At 65.8% G+C, this 18,234-nt stretch carries 17 protein-coding genes; 13 read left to right on the top strand and 4 right to left on the bottom strand.

Annotated elements, in window-relative coordinates:
* Positions 1–17: 17 nt before the first annotated feature.
* Complete coding sequence (locus C2R25_RS10200) at positions 18–1,469, bottom strand: NAD-dependent succinate-semialdehyde dehydrogenase (RefSeq protein WP_103729075.1); 1,452 nt, start codon at positions 1,467–1,469, stop codon at positions 18–20.
* A 350-nt stretch (positions 1,470–1,819) separates the two neighbouring features.
* Between C2R25_RS10200 and C2R25_RS10195 the strand changes: the two genes are divergently transcribed.
* From C2R25_RS10195 to C2R25_RS10175, 5 genes are all read left to right on the top strand, one after another.
* Positions 1,820–2,779, top strand: a complete 960-nt coding sequence (locus C2R25_RS10195) for a DUF2889 domain-containing protein (protein WP_233203908.1) — start codon at positions 1,820–1,822, stop codon at positions 2,777–2,779.
* Positions 2,780–2,901: 122 nt separating this feature from the next.
* Complete coding sequence (locus C2R25_RS10190) at positions 2,902–3,141, top strand: hypothetical protein (RefSeq protein WP_103729073.1); 240 nt, start codon at positions 2,902–2,904, stop codon at positions 3,139–3,141.
* A 39-nt stretch (positions 3,142–3,180) separates the two neighbouring features.
* Entirely contained in the window at positions 3,181–3,990 is an 810-nt protein-coding gene (locus C2R25_RS10185; RefSeq protein WP_103729072.1) for an SDR family oxidoreductase, read from the top strand.
* Between the two features lie 4 nt (positions 3,991–3,994).
* Complete coding sequence (locus C2R25_RS10180) at positions 3,995–4,501, top strand: nuclear transport factor 2 family protein (protein ID WP_103729071.1); 507 nt, start codon at positions 3,995–3,997, stop codon at positions 4,499–4,501.
* A complete protein-coding gene (locus C2R25_RS10175; protein ID WP_103729070.1) occupies positions 4,498–5,511 on the top strand; it encodes an LLM class flavin-dependent oxidoreductase in 1,014 nt (337 codons plus the stop codon). The genes C2R25_RS10180 and C2R25_RS10175 overlap by 4 nt, the downstream gene beginning before the upstream one ends.
* Positions 5,512–5,530: 19 nt before the next feature.
* Here the strand turns inward: C2R25_RS10175 and C2R25_RS10170 are convergent, their stop codons facing one another.
* Entirely contained in the window at positions 5,531–6,427 is an 897-nt protein-coding gene (locus C2R25_RS10170; RefSeq protein ID WP_103729069.1) for a LysR family transcriptional regulator, read from the bottom strand.
* A gap of 122 nt (positions 6,428–6,549) precedes the next feature.
* Here C2R25_RS10170 and C2R25_RS10165 point away from each other — a divergent pair, with 122 nt between their 5' ends.
* Genes C2R25_RS10165 through C2R25_RS10150 form a run of 4 tightly spaced genes read left to right on the top strand, consistent with a single transcriptional unit; the run spans position 6,550 to position 10,766 of the window.
* Positions 6,550–8,151 (top strand): carboxyl transferase domain-containing protein, encoded by a 1,602-nt coding sequence (locus C2R25_RS10165; protein ID WP_103729068.1) that lies wholly within the window; start codon positions 6,550–6,552, stop codon positions 8,149–8,151.
* Positions 8,148–8,474: a DUF3088 family protein gene (locus C2R25_RS10160; RefSeq protein ID WP_233203907.1), complete on the top strand. Its 327-nt coding sequence runs from the start codon at positions 8,148–8,150 to the stop codon at positions 8,472–8,474. The genes C2R25_RS10165 and C2R25_RS10160 overlap by 4 nt, the downstream gene beginning before the upstream one ends.
* The gene (locus tag C2R25_RS10155; RefSeq protein ID WP_103729067.1) at positions 8,471–10,312 is read left to right on the top strand and encodes an acetyl/propionyl/methylcrotonyl-CoA carboxylase subunit alpha; all 1,842 of its coding nucleotides are present in this window, start codon (positions 8,471–8,473) and stop codon (positions 10,310–10,312) included. The genes C2R25_RS10160 and C2R25_RS10155 overlap by 4 nt, the downstream gene beginning before the upstream one ends.
* 1 nt (position 10,313) lies before the next feature.
* Positions 10,314–10,766 carry a MaoC family dehydratase gene (locus tag C2R25_RS10150; RefSeq protein WP_103729066.1) on the top strand — a complete coding sequence of 151 codons (453 nt, stop codon included), beginning with the start codon at positions 10,314–10,316 and terminating at the stop codon, positions 10,764–10,766.
* Positions 10,767–10,798: 32 nt separating this feature from the next.
* Here the strand turns inward: C2R25_RS10150 and C2R25_RS10145 are convergent, their stop codons facing one another.
* Positions 10,799–11,563, bottom strand: coding sequence for an IclR family transcriptional regulator (locus tag C2R25_RS10145; RefSeq protein WP_103729065.1), 765 nt, complete (start codon positions 11,561–11,563; stop codon positions 10,799–10,801).
* Between the two features lie 119 nt (positions 11,564–11,682).
* Here C2R25_RS10145 and C2R25_RS10140 point away from each other — a divergent pair, with 119 nt between their 5' ends.
* From C2R25_RS10140 to C2R25_RS10125, 4 genes are all read left to right on the top strand, one after another.
* On the top strand, positions 11,683–13,269 hold the full coding sequence (locus C2R25_RS10140; RefSeq protein ID WP_199183807.1) for an acyl-CoA synthetase: 1,587 nt from the start codon (positions 11,683–11,685) through the stop codon (positions 13,267–13,269).
* Positions 13,270–13,301: 32 nt separating this feature from the next.
* Positions 13,302–14,444 (top strand): MaoC family dehydratase N-terminal domain-containing protein, encoded by a 1,143-nt coding sequence (locus C2R25_RS10135; RefSeq protein ID WP_103729064.1) that lies wholly within the window; start codon positions 13,302–13,304, stop codon positions 14,442–14,444.
* Positions 14,445–14,616: 172 nt separating this feature from the next.
* A complete protein-coding gene (locus C2R25_RS10130; RefSeq protein ID WP_103729063.1) occupies positions 14,617–15,831 on the top strand; it encodes a CaiB/BaiF CoA-transferase family protein in 1,215 nt (404 codons plus the stop codon).
* 67 nt (positions 15,832–15,898) lie between these two features.
* Positions 15,899–16,813, top strand: coding sequence for an SDR family NAD(P)-dependent oxidoreductase (locus tag C2R25_RS10125; protein WP_103729062.1), 915 nt, complete (start codon positions 15,899–15,901; stop codon positions 16,811–16,813).
* 85 nt (positions 16,814–16,898) lie between these two features.
* Here C2R25_RS10125 and C2R25_RS10120 read toward each other — a convergent pair whose 3' ends face one another.
* Positions 16,899–18,209, bottom strand: a complete 1,311-nt coding sequence (locus C2R25_RS10120) for a UDP-glucose/GDP-mannose dehydrogenase family protein (RefSeq protein WP_103729061.1) — start codon at positions 18,207–18,209, stop codon at positions 16,899–16,901.
* Positions 18,210–18,234: the final 25 nt, after the last annotated feature.

Here is an 18,234-nt window from a genome sequence, read left to right as displayed (position 1 = left end):
AAGCGCCAGTCGTGGCGTCAGGCGGGCGTGATGCCCATGCAGAGGTACTTCACTTCCATGTAGTCATCGAGGCCGTAATGCGAGCCTTCGCGGCCAAGGCCCGACTGCTTCACGCCGCCGAAGGGCGCCACCTCGGTCGAGATGAGGCCGGTGTTGATGCCGACCATACCCGCCTCCAGCGCCTCTGCGACACGCCACACGCGCGAGAGATCGCGGGCGTAGAAATAGCTGGCGAGGCCGAACTCCGTGTCGTTGGCCATGCGGATGGCATCGGCCTCGTCGGTGAAGCGGATGACGCCGGCCAGCGGCCCGAAGGTCTCCTCGCGCGCGAGCTTCATGTCGGGCTTTACGCCGGCGACGACGGTCGGGTTGAAGAAGCTGCCGCCGCGCTCGTTGCGCTGGCCGCCGGCAAGCACCCTTGCGCCGCCGTCGACCGCGTCCTTCAGGTGCTCCTCCACCTTCTCCACCGCCTTCACATCGATCAGCGGGCCGACTTCGGTGCCGTCATCGAGGCCATAGCCGACCTTCATCGTGTTCACGCGCGCGGCCAGCTTCTCCACGAACTCGTCGTAGACGCCGTCCTGCACGTAGAAGCGGTTAGTGCACACGCAGGTCTGGCCGCCGTTGCGGAACTTCGAGATCATCGCGCCTTCGATCGCCGCGTCCACGTCTGCATCGTCAAAGACGAGGAACGGCGCGTTGCCGCCCAGCTCCATGGAGCACTTCTTGATCGTCTCGGCGCATTCGCGCAGCAGGTCGCGGCCGATCTCGGTGGAGCCGGTGAAGGTGAGCTTGGCCACCTTGGGGCTGGCGGTGAGAGTCGAGCCGATCTGCCCCGCGCTGCCGGTGACGACGTTGACCACGCCCTTGGGGATGCCGGCCATCTCGCACAGCCGGGCGATGGCGAGCGCCGAATAGGGCGTGGCCGAAGCCGGCTTGATGACGATGGTGCAGCCCGCCGCCAACGCCGGACCGAGCTTGCGGGTGATCATCGCATTGGGGAAGTTCCAGGGCGTGATCGCGGCAACCACGCCGACGCCCTGCTTGATGACGACGATGCGGCGGTCGGCGGCGTGGCCCGGGATCACGTCTCCGTAAGCGCGCTTTCCTTCTTCGGCGAACCACTCGATGAAGCTTGCGCCATAGGCGATCTCGCCGCGCCCTTCGGCAAGGGGCTTGCCCTGCTCCCGGCTGAGGAGTTCGCCCAGATCGTCCTGATGCGCCATCATAAGTTCGTAAAGCTTGCGCATCAGTTTCGAGCGCTCACCCGCCGTCTTCGCGCGCCATCCCGGGAGAGCAGCCTCGGCAGCGTCTATCGCCCGAGCGGTTTCGTCAGCGCCCATCTTCGGAACGGTGCCCAGCACCACGCCCGTTCCCGGATCGGTCACTTCGATGGTCGCGCCGGCGTCCGCATCGACCCACTCGCCGTTGATGTAGCACTGCTGCTTCAGGAAGTCGGTGTAGGCCATTTCGTGCAGGTCCTCGTGGTTTGCCGGTAACGACGCCTGTGAATGGGCGGCGAAAGGTTCGGCATGGTCTAGGGACGCTGCCGGGGCGTGACAAGGCACCCGGCAGCGCCCCCACGAAGGGAGAGGGCGGAGTTTCGCGCCTCTCCGCATGTCGGTCACGCTTCAGCGACGGGGCATGCCGGGAGCAGCGATCCTCGCTTTTGGGGGACTTGTGTGTCCCACGAAGGACTTGATCCGGTGCGTCGCCGGGTGCAGCGTTGTCGCTGATGACTATGACGACAACGCGTTCTCCCCTGGCCCCGCCGCCCCGCAGCACGGCCAATCCCGCCCCTATACGCCAGGCAGGTTCCGTGCGCCGCACGAGCAGCATCGACGTGTCCTGGCCCGACGGGGTCGAGGGGCAGCGCCGCTTCATCGGCGCCGCGCGCGACCTGTGGACGCCACTCGCCCGCCTCAGCGAGGAAGCGGGCGCGCTCACGTTGGCGGAAGGGCGGTACGAAGCCCGCCTCACCGAGGACAAGACGATCACCGCCATCGCGGCGAACCCCTTTCACGCGAACCTCGATCAGCTTGTGGGGGCCCGTGCCGGTGGCCACCTTCGCGGCCTGTTGCGCGATGCCATGCCCGACCTCGTGGCGGCGGCGCATCCGCTGTACCTCGTTCTCGATGACCTGTCGGGCACGGCGCTCGTCAGCGCCTTCGCCTGGGTGCAGTGGTACCCGGACTGGGGGACGAAATGGCGCGAACGGCTGGGAGAGGACCAGCACGCACAACTGATGGCGCAGCGGGTCAATGTCTGCTGGGGCCTGCAGGAAGGCAACAGCGGCGTCTCCGGTGACGCAAGCCCTGACGATGTCGCCACAGCCGACGCCGGCGACTTGCGCAACCCGGCCGACCCTCTCGGCTGGCACGCCCTTTCCGACCATGAGGGCCCCGGCTTCCGCCGCGCGCGCCGCATCGATGTCGTTCGGGACGAGGCGGCGGGCGTATTGCGCATCGACTCCGCCTTCCAGGACAGCTCCTCCCTGCCGGGTGGAGGGCGCGTCGCCATACACGAGTACCTGCTGCGCGCCGTTGCCGACATCGAGACGCTGGAACTGCTCTCACTGGAGCCGGAGGCGCGCATCCTGCCCTTTTCGGAGTGCCCCGGCGCGATCGCCAACACCCAGCGCCTCGTCGGCCGCAACCTCGCGGATGTGCGGGAGGAGGTGCTGGCTCAGCTGCGGGGTCCGGATGGCTGCACTCACCTCAACGACGCCCTGCGCGCCTTGGCCGATGTTCCGTCGCTCGCCCGCCAGATCGGCGGTTAGGCATACGCGGCACGGCTCATCCCGCAACGCGGCTTGACCCGCAGGGCAAGGCCGCGGTTCGAGTTGCGCGAGCAGAGCTCATCTGAAAAGCCCGGTCGGCAAGGCAGCAACCGGGAGCCGCTGTGACCAGAACGGTCGTCACGCTGGAAGACAAGTACACGCAAGCCGAAGGGCAGGTCCTGCTCTCGGCGCTGCAGGGCGTCGTGCGGCTACTGCTGGATCAGGCGCGGCAGGACCGTGCGGCGGGGAGGGCACGCACGGCATCGCCCGGGCGAAGGTGCGCGCCATCGCGGAGGGGGAGCTTGATGTTCGGCATGCGGGACTTACGAAAACGCCGCGCGGGCAATGCGCGATCGGGGTGAGGCCTTGGCCGAAGCCGCAGCGACGCAGGGAGATGCGGCATGGACGATCGACAGTACCTGGAAAGATACGGTCCCTGGGCTCTCATCGCGGGGGCTTCGGAAGGAACCGGGGCGTCGTTTGCGCGGGCACTTGCGGAAAAGGGCTTCAAGCTGGTTCTCGTATCACGCCGTGAAGCGCCACTGGACGCACTCGCCGCCGAGTTGAAGGCCGCCTACGGCACGGAATGCGTGACAGCCTCCATCGACCTTTCGCGGGACGATGCGACGGAGCGCATGCTGGGGATCGCACATGGCCGCGAGATCGGGCTGCTGATCCTCAACGCCGGCGCGGACCCGAACGGTGCGATGTTCCTCGATGGTGTGATCGGCAGCTGGAACGCCTTGGCCATGCGCAACGTCATGACGACGATGCACGCCCTTCATGCCTTCGCCGCCCCGATGCAGGCGCGCGGCCGGGGCGGGCTGATCCTGGTCGGCTCGGGCGCCTGCTACGGCGGCTTGCCGGGCATCGGCGTCTATGCGGCCAGCAAGGCCTTTGGCCTCGTTCTGTGCGAATCGCTGTGGGCGGAACTGCAGCCTCACGGTGTCGATGTCCTCAGCTACGTGCTGGGCCGGACGGACACACCGGCGCATCGCGAATTGCTGAACGCGCGGGGCATGGCCATCCCGTCCGACCTTGCGAACGCGGATGCGGTCGCGCGGCTGGGGCTGGAGCGTCTTGCCCACGGCCCCGTCTGCAACTGGGGCGAGGCGGACGACGAGGCGAAAGTCTCCGCAACATCGGCGGCGCAACGGCGCGACCGCATCCGGCAGATCGCGGCGGCGGCTGCCGCTTACGCCAGGGGGTGAACTGATGAGTGCTGCCGTTCCAGCCGACCTGGCCGACAAGTTCGCCATCACCGAACAGCTCTACCGCTACTGCCGCAGCGTGGACCGGCTGGACGTGCCCTTGGGCAAGTCGATCTTCCATGACGATGCGACCGTCGATTATGGGCCAAGCGGCTTTCGCGGGCGTGGCCATGACGCGATCGAGTGGATCTGCGCCGCGCACCGCCAGCTTCAGTCCCACTCGCACCAGGTATCCAACGTCATCATCGCCGTCGATGGCATGGAGGCGGGCAGCGAAGCGTACGTGACCGCGACGCTGCGGGCGGTACGTGAGGGAGTGATCCGGCACATCGAGATCTGGGCGCGCTACTGCGATCGCTGGTCCTGCCGCCACGGCATCTGGCGCATCGATCATCGGGACGCGGTGATCGACCACGACTCCGTACGGGAGGTCACGCCGATGCACAGTCATGACTGGGCGCGGCGGGACGGGAACGATCCTTCCTATAGCGCCATGGGAGCAGGCCGATGAAGGACTTCACGATCACCGTCTCGTTCGACATGCGCTCGCCCGAGTGGGCGACACCGACAGCCGACCTTTACCGGGCGGCGATCGACATGGCCGCTTTCGCGGATGCGATCGGCGCCGATCAGATCGGGCTGATGCAGCACCATGGCTCGGACGACGGCTACCTGCCGCAGCCTTTCGTGCTCGCGGGAGGCATGGCTGCGGTCACGCGCCGCATCCGTTTCCTTCTCGGCGCCGTGATCCTGCCTCTGCACGATCCGGTGGAACTGGCCGAGCAGATGGCGGTGGTCGATAACCTGTCGAACGGCCGCCTCAAGGTCATCTTCGGTGCGGGTTACGTACCCCACGAATTCGCGATGTTCCGCAAATCGCTCAAGGATCGCGCAAAGCTGATGGACGAGGGGCTCGAGATCATTATCCGGGCTCTGAAGGGCGAGCGGTTCGAGCACGACGATGGTGCGGAAACCCGGCCGATCTTCGTTCGACCCCGCCCGGTGCAGGAGCCCGAAGACATCATCCTTGTCGGTGGCGGCGTTCCGGCGTCGGCGCGGCGCGCGGCGAGGTTCGGCGTTGGCTTCGGGCCCATGAAGGGCGATCTCGTCGACATCTACCTCGCCGAATGCCAGCGGCTGGGCAATCGGCCCCGCACATACTATCGTCCACGACCGGGCATGCCGCTGGCCGTGCACTTGTGCGAGGATCCTGATCAAGGCTGGGAGGCGATCGCGCCGCACGCGGTTCACGTCATCACCGAATACGCCAAGTGGGCAGAGGCGGAAGGCGATGCGTCCAGTTCGCCGTTCAAGGGCATGACTGATCCCGCCGTTCTGCGCCAGGCCGGCATGTTCGCCGCGTGGACGCCGCAGATGCTGGTCGAGAAGGTGCGGCAGGCTGAGGGCGGCAACATCGGCTTCCAGCCCCTGCTCGGCGGCCTTTCGCCGCAGGAAGGCTGGAAGAGCCTGAAGCTGTTGCAGAAGACAATGCCGGAGTTGCGGGAGGCCATAGGCGGCTGACGGGCAGCGGCGAGAGGGCTTATCCAGCCGCGATCGGAGGGCTTGGTGCGCTTTCGTAGTGGTGCCGGACCAAGGTGACGAAGGGGCTTGCCTGTCCCTGTCGCACCTGCGCATCGCCGGCGTGCAGCAGGCCCACCTCGCGGATGAGTTCGAAGTCGCGTACGGGGACGAAACGCTCCGGACCGGCCGCGAAGCTTTCCGGCATCATTCCTACGCCCCCTCCGCTGCGCACCACGGCAAGCACTCGTTCGTCGCTTGTGGTCTTGAGCACGAAGCGCGGTCGCACCCCGCGCTCGACGAAGAAACGGTTGATTTCGGGCAGGGCTTCGCAGTGTCGGCGAAGGGCCATGCGATCACGGGCCATCTGTTCGGCCTGCACCTCCGCTTCGCCCGCCAGGGGATGTCCGGGAGGAAGCACCATCATGTAGCGCTCACGGGCCAGGAGCTCGGGGGCGAAGCGGGCGTGGTGCGGGCGCACGACTGTCAGGGCAAGATCAATGCGGCCGCGTTCGAGGCGCTCGGCGATGTCGCGCTCCGAACCGTCGAGTATCTCCAGCGCCTCGCCGGAGCCGAGCGCGCGGTGCTGCGCCAGCCAGCCTTCGATCAGCCGCGTGGGAATCGTGTTCAGGACACCGATGCGCAGGAGTGTCGGGTCGGTCACTTCGCTCAGTTCGACAAGCGCGTGTTCGTACTCCGCCGCGATGCGCCGTGCGCGGACGAGGAACCGGCTGCCGGCGGGAGTGAGCGCCACGCGCTGGCGGTCCCGATCGAACAGGCGTGCGCCCAGTTCCCGCTCCAGCTTGGCAATCCCCGCCGAGAGCGTCGGCTGGGTCACGCTCACGCGGCGGGCGGCCCGGCTGAAGTTGCCGGTCTCGGCAACGGCTAGGAAGTAGCGCAGCAGGTACTGGTCTATCATAGGTGCGATCTATGACGAACTGCGGAAACTTTCAATTTCCGCATGGTCGGCGGCATGTCTAGATAGATGCTGTAAATCGAAACGGTCGGCGCCGCGATGCCGACTGCAAGGAAGGAAGAGGCATGAGCGCGCCGGTCCTGCAGACCAACGTGAATCTCGACAGTCCCGAGGCCAGGGCTCGCGACGGGCATAACCGCGCCCTTGTGGCCGAACTGCGCGAACGCGTGGCCAAGGCAGCGCTTGGCGGCGACGAGCGATCGCGCCAGCGGCACCTTTCGCGCGGCAAGCTGCTTCCGCGCGATCGTGTGGAACGGCTTCTCGATCCCGGTTCGCCGTTCCTCGAGATTGGACAACTGGCGGCCAACGGCATGTATGGCGACGAAGTACCGGGCGCAGGCATCATCGCGGGCATCGGCCGCGTATCCGATCGCCAGTGCATGATCTTCGCCAATGACGCGACAGTGAAGGGGGGAACCTACTTCCCGCTGACGGTCAAGAAGCACATCCGCGCGCAGGAGATCGCGCAGGCGAACCGGCTGCCGTGCATCTACCTCGTCGACAGCGGCGGCGCGAACCTGCCGAACCAGGCGGAAGTCTTTCCCGACCGCGATCACTTCGGGCGCTTCTTCTTCAATCAGGCGCAGATGAGCGCCAGGGGCATTCCCCAGATCGCCAGCGTCATGGGAAGCTGCACCGCCGGCGGCGCCTACGTTCCGGCGATGAGCGACGAAACCGTGATCGTGAAGGAGCAGGGGACGATCTTCCTTGCCGGGCCGCCGCTGGTGCAGGCGGCGACCGGCGAAGTCATCAGCGCCGAGGATCTGGGCGGTGGCGATCTCCATTCGCGCAAGTCCGGCGTGACCGATCACCTGGCGGAGGATGACGAACACGCGCTGACCATCGTGCGCGACATCGTCAGCCATCTCGGTCCGGCGCACCGGCACGATCTTGCCGTCCGGGAGCCAAGGCCACCGAAGTACAACCCGCAGGAACTCTATTCGGTCATCCCCGAGGACGTGCGCGCCCCTTACGACGTGCACGAGGTGATCGCCCGCATCGTCGACGGCAGCGAATTCCACGAGTTCAAGGCGCTCTACGGCACCACGCTCGTCTGCGGCTTTGCGCATATCCACGGGCTGCCGGTGGCCATCCTCGCCAACAACGGCGTGCTCTTTTCCGAAAGTGCCCAGAAGGGGGCGCACTTTATCGAACTGGCCTGCCAGCGCCGCATTCCCCTGCTGTTCCTCCAGAACATCTCCGGCTTCATGGTCGGCGGCAAGTACGAGGCCGAAGGCATCGCCAAGCACGGAGCGAAGCTGGTTACAGCCGTCGCGACCGCCCAGGTTCCCAAGCTGACCGTGTTGATCGGCGGCTCGTTCGGTGCCGGCAACTACGGCATGTGCGGCCGGGCCTACGATCCCCGCTTCCTGTTCACCTGGCCCAATGCCCGCATCTCCGTCATGGGCGGGGAGCAGGCGGCGAGCGTGCTGGCCACCGTTCACCGGGATGCGGCGAAGTGGACGCCGGACGACGCGGAAGCCTTCAAGGCCCCTATCCGCCAGAAGTACGAGGACGAGGGCAACCCGTACTACGCCACGGCTCGGCTCTGGGACGACGGCGTGATCGACCCGGCCCAGACGCGCGATGTGCTTGGGCTCGCTCTTTCCGCCTGCCTCGAAGCGCCCATCGAGGAGGCACCCCGCTTCGGGGTGTTCCGGATGTGACGGACGCCGCGAACATCACGAAGGACACGCTCTTCGTGCTCGACTGCGACTGGGCGGATCCGGACTACGAAGGTCGCCGCTTCTACTGCAAGGATTGCGTCACGGTGGAGGGGCTTCTTGCCCTTTTTCCGGAGCGTTCGACACGTATCGAGGTGGTGCGCGTCGGTTGGCCGCGCCCGCGCGAGGCGGTCGTCGCCGCTCTGGGTGAAGCGAACCAGAATCTTCCCGCGCTGGCGTTCGCCGAAGGCGGCTTCGTGAACGAGATCGAGCCGCTGCTTGCCGCGCTGCATACCCGCCACGGTTTCCCGGAGCGTCACCCATGATCCAGTCCCTGTTGATCGCCAATCGTGGCGAAATCGCCTGCCGCATCATCCGCACCGCTCGTGGCCTCGGTATCCGAACGATCGCCGTCTATTCCGATGCAGACGCGAACGCGCTCCATGTGCAGGAGGCGGACGACGCCGTGCATATCGGGGCTTCGCCCACGCGCGAAAGCTACCTCGTTGCCGAAAGGATCCTCGACGCTGCCCGGCAGACCAGGGCGGAGGCCATCCATCCCGGCTACGGCTTCCTGTCTGAAAACGCCGAGTTCGCGCAGGCGGTCAGCGATGCCGGGATCGTCTGGGTCGGACCGAACCCGTCCTCGATCACCGCGATGGGGCTCAAGGACGCAGCCAAGAAGCTCATGGCCGCAGCCGGCGTCCCGGTAACTCCGGGCTACATGGGTGAGGATCAGGATCCGGATCGTCTTGCGCAGGAGGCGGCGGCGATCGGCTACCCTGTGCTCATCAAGGCCGTGGCCGGCGGCGGCGGCAAGGGCATGCGTCTTGTGGAGAGCGCCGAAAGCTTCGCGGATGCCCTGACTTCGTGCAAGCGGGAGGCAGCGTCCTCGTTCGGCAACGATCACGTGCTGATTGAAAAGTACATCGCTTCGCCGCGCCATATCGAAGTGCAGGTCTTCGGGGACAGGCAGGGCAACGTCGTTCACCTGTTCGAGCGGGACTGCTCGTTGCAGCGGCGTCACCAGAAGGTGATCGAGGAAGCCCCGGCGCCCGGCATGGACGCCGCCACGCGCGAGGCCTTGTGCGCGGCCGCCGTGCGGGCGGCAAAGGCGGTCGATTATGTCGGTGCCGGAACAATCGAATTCATCGCCGACGGTTCGGGTGCGTTGAGCGCGGATCGGATCTGGTTCATGGAGATGAACACCCGGCTTCAGGTGGAACACCCGGTGACTGAGGCGATCACCGGCGTCGACCTTGTCGAATGGCAACTTCGTGTCGCCAGCGGCGAGCCGCTGCCGCTTTCGCAGGACGATCTCACGATAGACGGCTGGGCGATGGAAGCGCGCCTCTACGCCGAAGATCCGGCCAAGGGCTTCCTCCCGAGCATCGGACGGCTGGAGCTCCTGCAGTTCGGCGAAAGCGAAGGCGGACGCATCGACACAGGCGTTTATGAAGGGGCGGAAGTTTCGCCCTTCTACGACCCCATGATCGCCAAGGTCATCGCGTGGGGCGAGGATCGGGACGAAGCCCGCGAGCGGCTCGGGGAGATGCTGGAGGGCACCGCCGTCTGGCCGGTGCGGACCAACGCTTCCTTCCTCGTCAAAGCCCTGCAGCACGCGGACTTCGCGGGCGGCAAGGTGGATACCGGTCTGATCGGGCGCGATGGCGAGGTTCTGGCGGAGCCTCCGGCGCCGTCGGCTGAGGCGCTGCGAGCGGCGGCATCGGCGCTTGTTCCGACCACGATCGCGCCCGGTCTGCGCCTCAACGCCCCGCCGCGCCGCGCCGCCTGGTTCCTGCTCGATGGCGAGAAGATCGAGATCGAACTTGAGGGCGAAGGGAGCGAGGAGCCGTCAAGCGGCGTGCTCGTGACGGAACAGGGGCAGGCATGGCTGCTCACGCCCTGGCGCAGGGATGGTGCGCACGGAGCGGCGGATGGATCGGGCGCGATCCTGGCGCCGATGCCCGGCAAGGTGATCCACGTAGAGGTGTCGCAGGGGCAGTCCGTCACCAGGGGACAGAAGCTGCTGACACTGGAAGCGATGAAGATGGAACACACTCTGACGGCGCCGTTCGACGGTGTCGTCGCCAGACTTGAAGCGGTAGCCGGCCAGCAGGTGCAGGTCGATGTGCTGCTCGCCCAGATCGAGGAGACCGAATAGGATGCCCGGGCGCTTTTTCGACGAATGGCAGGTTGGTGATCGCATAACTCACCAGCCGAGCCGCACCGTGACCGAGACGGACAATCTCCTGTTTTCGGCGATGACGCACAACATGCAGCCGCTGCACCTCGACGCAGAGACGGCAAAGGCCAGCGAATTCGGGCAGATCCTGGTGAACTCCACCTTCACCTTCAGCCTGGCTGTCGGCCTCTCCATCGCGGACACCACGGTCGGTACGCTGGTCGCGAATCTTGGCTTCGACAAGGTAGTGACGCCCAAGCCGACGTTCATCGGCGATACTCTGACCTGCTCGACTGAAGTGGTGGAGACGCGTGAAAGCAAGTCCCGCCCGCAGCAAGGCATCGTGGTGTTCCGGCACGAGCTGACGAACCAGCGCGGCGAAGTCGCGCTGTCGATGCTACGAACCACTCTGTTGCGCAGGAAGCCTGCCTGAAGGAATGGCCGGAGGCGCCTCGCTCCGGCCGTTCACTCTTCCATTTGTTCGCTGAGAGACCGGGAGGCCCCCTTCAAGGCTTCCTTCAGGCGCGGCAGTTCGCAGCGCAGCGCCGCGCCGATGCCGATCATGACCAGCGCATGGCTGGGGCGACCGCCCTTCCATACAGGCGCCGCGATGACGGTGACGCCGGAAAGGTAGTTCCCGGCGTCAACCGCGACCCCACTTTGCCGCGCGTCCTCGATCTGCGCCAGCCAGTCCTCCCATGCAGGAGGCTCGTCCCACCTCAGCTGGTCGAAACGGGACTTCAGGTCGGCCGGCGCGTATCCACCGAAGGCGGCGATGCAGCGCCCGGTGGCCGATACGAGTGCGGGAAACCGGCTCCCCACCTGTGTGGAAAGCTGGAAGTTCTGCCCTGACTGCGACATCGCCGTCACGATGATGTGATCGAGCCCGAACACCTGCACCCCGAGGGTCGTTGTGCCGAATTCGCGGGCGAGACGATCGAGCGCGGGCTGCGCGAGGTCATTGAAGCGGTCTCGCCGCAGCCACGCCCGCGCCAGGGTAAGCACCCCGGCATCCAGCGCATACCGCTTCGTATCCGGGTCAAAAGCCACGAATTCCTCGGCCACGAGCGCGCGCAGCACATAGAGGCAGGTGCTGGGGACAAGCCCCAGTTCGCGCGCAATGGCCTGCACCCCCATGGGCGATCCCCGCTTTCCCAGAAGCCGGAGGATGGCCGCCGCCCGGGCGATGGCCGGGGCCTTACTCGCTGGGGGAAGAGTGTCTTTGTTCATCGTTCAATATATAGAACATCATTCAATATTTACAAGAAGGAGGGCGCCATGTCAGGAAGCGGCTGAACACAAGAACAGCCCCGCGTCTACGAATCGAGCGGGAGGGAACGGGACGGTTGATGGCCAAGGTGATTTCAGGGCTGACCGACTACACGCGTTATGCGGACGCACAGGCGCACGCCTCATCTGCAGCGCTGTGGCAACTCTTCGACGGCGACCGCGAGCACCTTAATATCGCTCACGAATGCGTCACCCGCCATGCCGATGGCAGAGGCCGCGCCGCCGTCCGGATCGCCCATGCCGATGGTGTGGACGAGGTGTTGAGCTTCGACACGATCTCCGCCGGTGCTGCGCAGTTCGCGCACTGGCTTGACCGCGAAGGCATCCAGCCCGGGGAGCGCATCGCCTTCATGCTGGAGCCCTCGCTGCCGTTCTATGTCTGCCTTTTCGGCGCGATGCAGACCGGCGCGATCTCCGTCCCGCTGTTCACGCTCTTCGGGCCCGATGCGCTGCGCCTTCGGGTGGGGGACTGCGAGCCTTCGATCCTGATCACCAATGCCGAAAAGGCCGAACTGGCGCGCTCCGTCGCGGTTGACGGCAAGCCCCGCGTGATCGTCGCCGACGATGCGTTCCTTGCGTCCATCGCCGAACTGCCGACCACGTACACGCCCAGAACCCGTGCCAACGACATGGCGGTGTTCCAGTACACCAGCGGCACCACGCGCGAGCTGCCCGAAGCGGTGAAGCACTCGCATCGCACGCTGGTGACGCTGATGTTCGCGGCACTCTACGGCACCGGCATCCGTCCCGGGGATGAGTTCTTCTGCCCGTCGAGCCCGGCCTGGGGGCATGGCCTCTGGCATGGCACGCTGGCGCCGTTGGCGATGGGCGTGACCACGGGCACCTTCGCGGGACGCTTCGATCCGGTGCGCCTGATGAAGGCGCTGGATGACTTCGGCATCACCAACATGTCGGCGGCTGCAACCCATTACCGCATGATGAAGAACAGCGGAAAGGCTGCGGATTTCACTTTCCGCTTCAACAAGCTGTCCTTCACCGGCGAACCTATCGACCCGGCCACGCTGGAGTGGATCGACCAGTGGTTCAAGGTTCCCGCCTGCTCCATGTACGGGACGACCGAGATCGGCGTGGTGCTGGTCAATTATCCCGGCGCGCAGGACTTTACCGTCAAGCCGGGATCACTCGGAAAGGCCGTTCCGGGGCAGAAGCTCGAAGTGCAGCGCCCTGACGGCTCGGTGTGCGATCCGGGCGAGATCGGCGAACTGATGCTGTGGCGCGGCGGCGGGTGGATGACCACCAAGGACCGCGCGAAGACGGACGAAGACGGGTATTTCTATCACTGCGGCCGTGCGGACGACGTCATCATCTCAGCGGGTTGGACGATGAGCGCCGTCGAGATCGAGAACACGATGCTCCGTCACGACAATGTGATGGAATGCGGAGTGATCGGCGTGCCGGACGAGAAGCGCGGGCAGGTGGTCAAGGCCTTCGTGGTCGCCAATCGCCCCGGCGACGACGCCTTCGTCCGTGAGCTTCAGGACTTCACCCGCGAGCGCCTGGCCCAGCACGAATTCCCGCGCCTCGTCGAATTCGTCGACGAACTCCCCAAGAACCCTGCCGGCAAGGTCCACCGCAAGATGCTGCGGGACCGCGAGGCCGCGAAAGCCGCCGAAGTCGTCAGCTGAACATAACTCGAGATCCAGGAGAGTACGAGAAAATGGCCACCACAGCTGAACCGAAGAACAAGTTCCCCAAGATCACGGAGGAAGGTCTCGACGATCTGCGCCAGCGCATCGGCGTCAAGATCGAGAACACCGTCGAGCCCTGGAACTACGAAGCCAGCCGCGACGCGATCCGCCATTACGCGCATGGCATCGGCGACGACAATCCGCTCTGGTGCGACCCTGAATACGCGGCCAAGACGAAGTACGGCTCGATTGTCGCGCTGCCTTCGTTCCTGTTCACCACGAGCCGCATCATCTCGGGCTACTGCGGCGGTCTTTCGGGCGTTCACGCCATGTGGGCAGGGGCCGACTGGACCTGGCACAAGCCGGTGCTGCGCAACGACACCATCAAGGCCGAGGCCTATCTGAAGGACTTGGTCGAGCACCAGACCAAGTTCGCCGGCCGCTCCTTCCAGCAGATCTATCACGTCGACTTCTACAATCAGCACGGCGACCACGTTGCCGGCGCCGACAGCTGGGTGTTCCGCACCGACCGCGACGAGGCGCGCGAGCGCGGCACCAAGTACACCGAAGCCCGCGGCCGTGTTGAGCCCTTCACGCAGGAGCAGCTCGACGAGTTCTACGACATCTATGACCGCGAAGAGATTCGGGGCGCCACTCCGCGCTACTTCGAGGACGTGAATGTCGGCGACAAGTTGCCGCCGATGATGAAGGGCCCGATGACCGTCACCGGCTTCATCTGCTATGCGCAAGGGTGGGGCGGTCTTTACATCCGCGCCAACAAGCTGGCCTACAAGATGCAGAAGGCGCACCCGGGCCTTGGCATCCGCAACCGCTTCAACGTGCCGGACTGTCCCGAGCGCGTGCACTGGGACGAGGCCTTCGCTCTCGAAGTCGGCGCTCCGGGCGCTTACGACTACGGCCCGGAGCGCTGCTCGTGGCTGACGCACCACATGACCAACTGGATCGGCGACGACGGCTTCCTGCACAAGTCGAATTGCCAGATCCGCCGCCACAACCCGGATGGTGACGCGATCATCATCACCGGTGAGGTGACCCGCAAGTTCGAAGAAAACGGCAAGAAGTACGTGGAAGTCGCGCAGAAGGCGACGACTCACCGCGGCGAACTCTCCGCCTTCGGCACCGCCGTGGCGGAATTGCCGAGCCGCGCGTAAGCGAAAGGGTGATCTCCACCGCCGCCGGGCATAAGCTTGGCGGCGGAAAGCCCGCGGGGCGAAAGGATGCGCCACCGGCAGGAGAGATCTTGGATATGATTACGGAAGGCAAGCCCGCCTTTCCAAGGGCCGCGATGCTACCGGCGCCGTGCTTCTCACGCGGAGGTCGCGCATGACGACGGGCGATGAAGCGCCCTGGAAGGGGCCCCTGTCCGGTGTGCGGGTCATCGACTTCACCCGCGTTCTTGCCGGTCCGGCGGCCAGTCTGGCGCTCGCCGATCTTGGCGCCGAGGTGTTCAAGATCGAGCCGCCCGGAACGGGCGATGAAACGCGCACCTTCCCGCCGATCCGGGACGGAGAAAGCCACTATTACCTGGCCGTGAATCGCGGCAAGAAGTCGATCGTCGTCGATCTGAAGAGCGAAGAAGGCCTGGGCCTCGTGCGCGACCTCGCCGCGCGCTGCGATGTGCTGGTGGAGAATTACAGGCCCGGCGTGATGGACCGGCTGGGGCTGGGCTGGGAGGAGATGCGCGCGATAAACCCGCGGCTGATCTACTGCTCGATCTCCGGCTACGGCCAGACCGGCCCGTTGCGGGATCGGCCGAGCTTCGACATCGTGCTCCAGGCGATGTCGGGGGCGCTGTCGATGAACGGGGAGCGCGACGGGCTGCCCACCAAGCTGGGTATACCGCTTGGCGATCTGGTGGGGGGGATCAATGGCCCGATCGGCATCCTCTCGGCGCTTTATGAGCGGGAGCGGACGGGGCGCGGTCGCCATATCGACATCAGCCTGCTTGACGGCCTTATGGGGATGCTCGGCTACATCGCGCAACTGGCCTTCTTCAACGGCACGGACCCGGAGCGGGTGGGCTCACAGCATCCCAACCTGGTGCCCTACGGCATCTTCCCGGCCCGCGACGGTTCCATCGTCGTCGCGTGCCTGACGCCGAGCTTCTGGGGCCGCGTCTGCCAGTCGATCGGCAGGGGCGAGTTGTGCGAGGACCCGCGGTACGATACGCTCGAGAAGCGGCGTGACGCGCGCGAAGAGGTCAACGCCCTCGTATCGGCGTTCACCTGCCGCCACAGCGTCGACGAGCTTGTCGCCATCTTCACCCGGCACGAAGTGCCGCATGCGCCGATCCTCGGCGTCACCGATGCGCTTTCGCACCCGCAGGCGAAGGCGCGCAACATGGTCGTCGAAGCCCAGCACGCGAGCCTTGGGACAATTCCCATCGTCAACCGATCGATCCGCTTCACGGACACCGAGCAACCCATTCCCGAAGCGCCGCCCGTGCTTGGCCAGCACACCGAAGCGATCCTTTCCGAGGTGCTCGATCTATCGCCCGAGCGGATCGCGTACCTGAAGGCTCAGGGGGTCGTTGCCTGAACAGGAGGGTGCGCTAACACGGGAACCCATGCCAGGCAGAGCTTGCTAGACGGGAAGAGAGAGCGCTATGAACGACCTGCGTTTCGACAACCGCGTTGCGGTGATCACCGGCGGCGGACGCGGGCTTGGACGGGCTCATGCCCTGCTGCTGGCGAGCCGCGGCTGCCGGATCGTCGTCAACGACCCCGGTCTGTCCATGGCGGGCGATGCGACCGGGGAAGGCCCAGCCGAGGTGCTGGCGGCCGAGATACGGGCTCTTGGCGGCGAGGCTGTCGCGAATGTCGACACGGTCGCAACGCAGGAGGGCGGCAAGGCCATCATCGATGCCGCGCTGGAGGCTTTCGGCCGCATCGACATCCTGATCCACTCGGCCGGGAACGTCCGGCGAGGCTCGCTTTCAAGCCTTCCCTACGACGACTTCACCGCCGTCCTCGATGTCCACCTGAAAGGCGCTTACCACGTCGTGCGGGAGGCGTTCCCGCACATGATGGCGCAACGCTATGGCCGCATCGTGCTGACCAGTTCGATCAACGGGCTCTACGGCAAGGCGGACAATGTCACGTATTCCATGTGCAAGGCGGGCTTCATGGGATTGTCGAACACAGCGGCCATCGAGGGGCAGCATGCCAACGTGCGCTCCAACCTCATCGTGCCGGCGGCGGTGACGCGGATGTCGGACGGCATCGACACCAGCAAGTTTCCCCCCATGGAGCCCGAGATGGTGGCTCCCATGGTGGGCTATCTGTGCCATGAGGATTGTGAAGTCACGGGCGAGATGTACATCGCCATGGGAGGGCGCCTCGCCCGCGCCTGGGTGGCCGAGAACAGCGGCGTCTACAGGACGGACTGGAGCCTCGAAGGCGTTGCGGAGCAGATTGGCGCGATTCGCGAGGCCGGGAAGCCGCTGGCCTTCCCGCCGGTGCCGGACGGGCAACTGGACCATCTCTTGCATGGCTTCGCGATGATCCGCGAAAACGCCTGAAGACGGGAGCCGGTCCGCCCGGCCTCCTTGCAGATGCTGGGGGTGCCACGGGTTACAGGCAACGCCGGCGACCCGTGGCAGAGGATCAGGGCCTGCCGACCGAAACGTAGTGGAACCCCGCCTCGCGCATCTCCTGCGGCTTGTAGATGTTCCTGAGGTCGACGAGGACGGGCACCTTGGCCAGCGTCTTCACCCGGTCCATGTCGAGGGCGCGGAAGGCGTCCCATTCGGTTACGATGACGACTGCATCCGCACCGTTGATGGCGGCGTAGGGATCGCCCGCCATTTCCACGTCCGGCATCAGCGGTCGGGCGCTCTCCATGCCCTCGGGATCGAAGGCGGCGACGCTGGCTCCAGCGTCGAGGAGGGTCTGCGCTATCGCGATTGCCGGTGAATCGCGCATGTCGTCGGTGTTCGGTTTGAAGGTCAGCCCGAGCATGGCCACCCGCTTGCCGCGTGCGGCTTCGGCCCCGCCCATGGCCTCCACCACCTTGCGGCCCATGGCGCGCTTGCGGCTTTCGTTGACCATCGAGACGGCTTCCACGATGCGCAGGGGGCTCTCGTAGTCTTCGGCCGTCTTGAGGAGCGCGAGCGTGTCCTTGGGGAAGCAGGAGCCGCCGTAGCCGGGACCGGCGTGCAGGAACTTCTTGCCGATGCGCCCGTCCAGCCCGATGCCGCGCGCCACATCCTGCACGTCGCCCCCGACCTTCTCGCAAAGATCGGAAATCTCGTTGATGAAGGTGATCTTGGTCGCGAGGAAGGCGTTGGCGGCGTACTTGATGATCTCGGCCGAACGGCGCGAGGTGAACAGGATTGGGGACTCGTTGAGGAACAGCGGTCGGTACACCTGGCGCATCACGTCACGACCGAAATCGTCCTCCGCGCCGATCACGATGCGGTCGGGCCGCTTGAAATCGCCGATGGCGGCGCCTTCGCGCAGGAATTCCGGGTTCGACACGACCGACACGCGGTGCGGAGTGCCGCTTTCCGCCAAGATCAGTTCGACCTTGTCGCCGGTGCCCACCGGAACGGTCGATTTCGTGACGACGACGGCGTCGTTCGCCAGGTTCTCGCCGATTTCACGGGCAACGGCATGGACGAACGACAGATCCGCATGACCATCCCCGCGCCGCGAGGGAGTGCCGACGGCGATGAAGATGGCGCTCGCATCGCGGATGCCCTCGGCCAGTTGGGTGGTGAACGACAGGCGACCGGCCTTCGCGTTGCGGTCGACAAGGGCGTCGAGCCCCGGCTCGTAGATTGGCATGATCCCGTCATGCAGGCGATCGATCTTGGACTGGTCCTTGTCGATGCAGACGACATCGTGGCCGAAATCGGCGAAGCAAGCCCCGGACACCAGACCGACGTAGCCGGAACCCACCATTGCAATCTTCATGTGAACCTCTTTGGAGGGAAATTAG

The sequence above is a fragment of the Novosphingobium sp. HII-3 genome, from assembly GCF_002916655.1.
GTDB lineage: Bacteria > Pseudomonadota > Alphaproteobacteria > Sphingomonadales > Sphingomonadaceae > Novosphingobium > Novosphingobium panipatense.
This window is presented reverse-complemented; position numbering and strand designations above follow the sequence as displayed.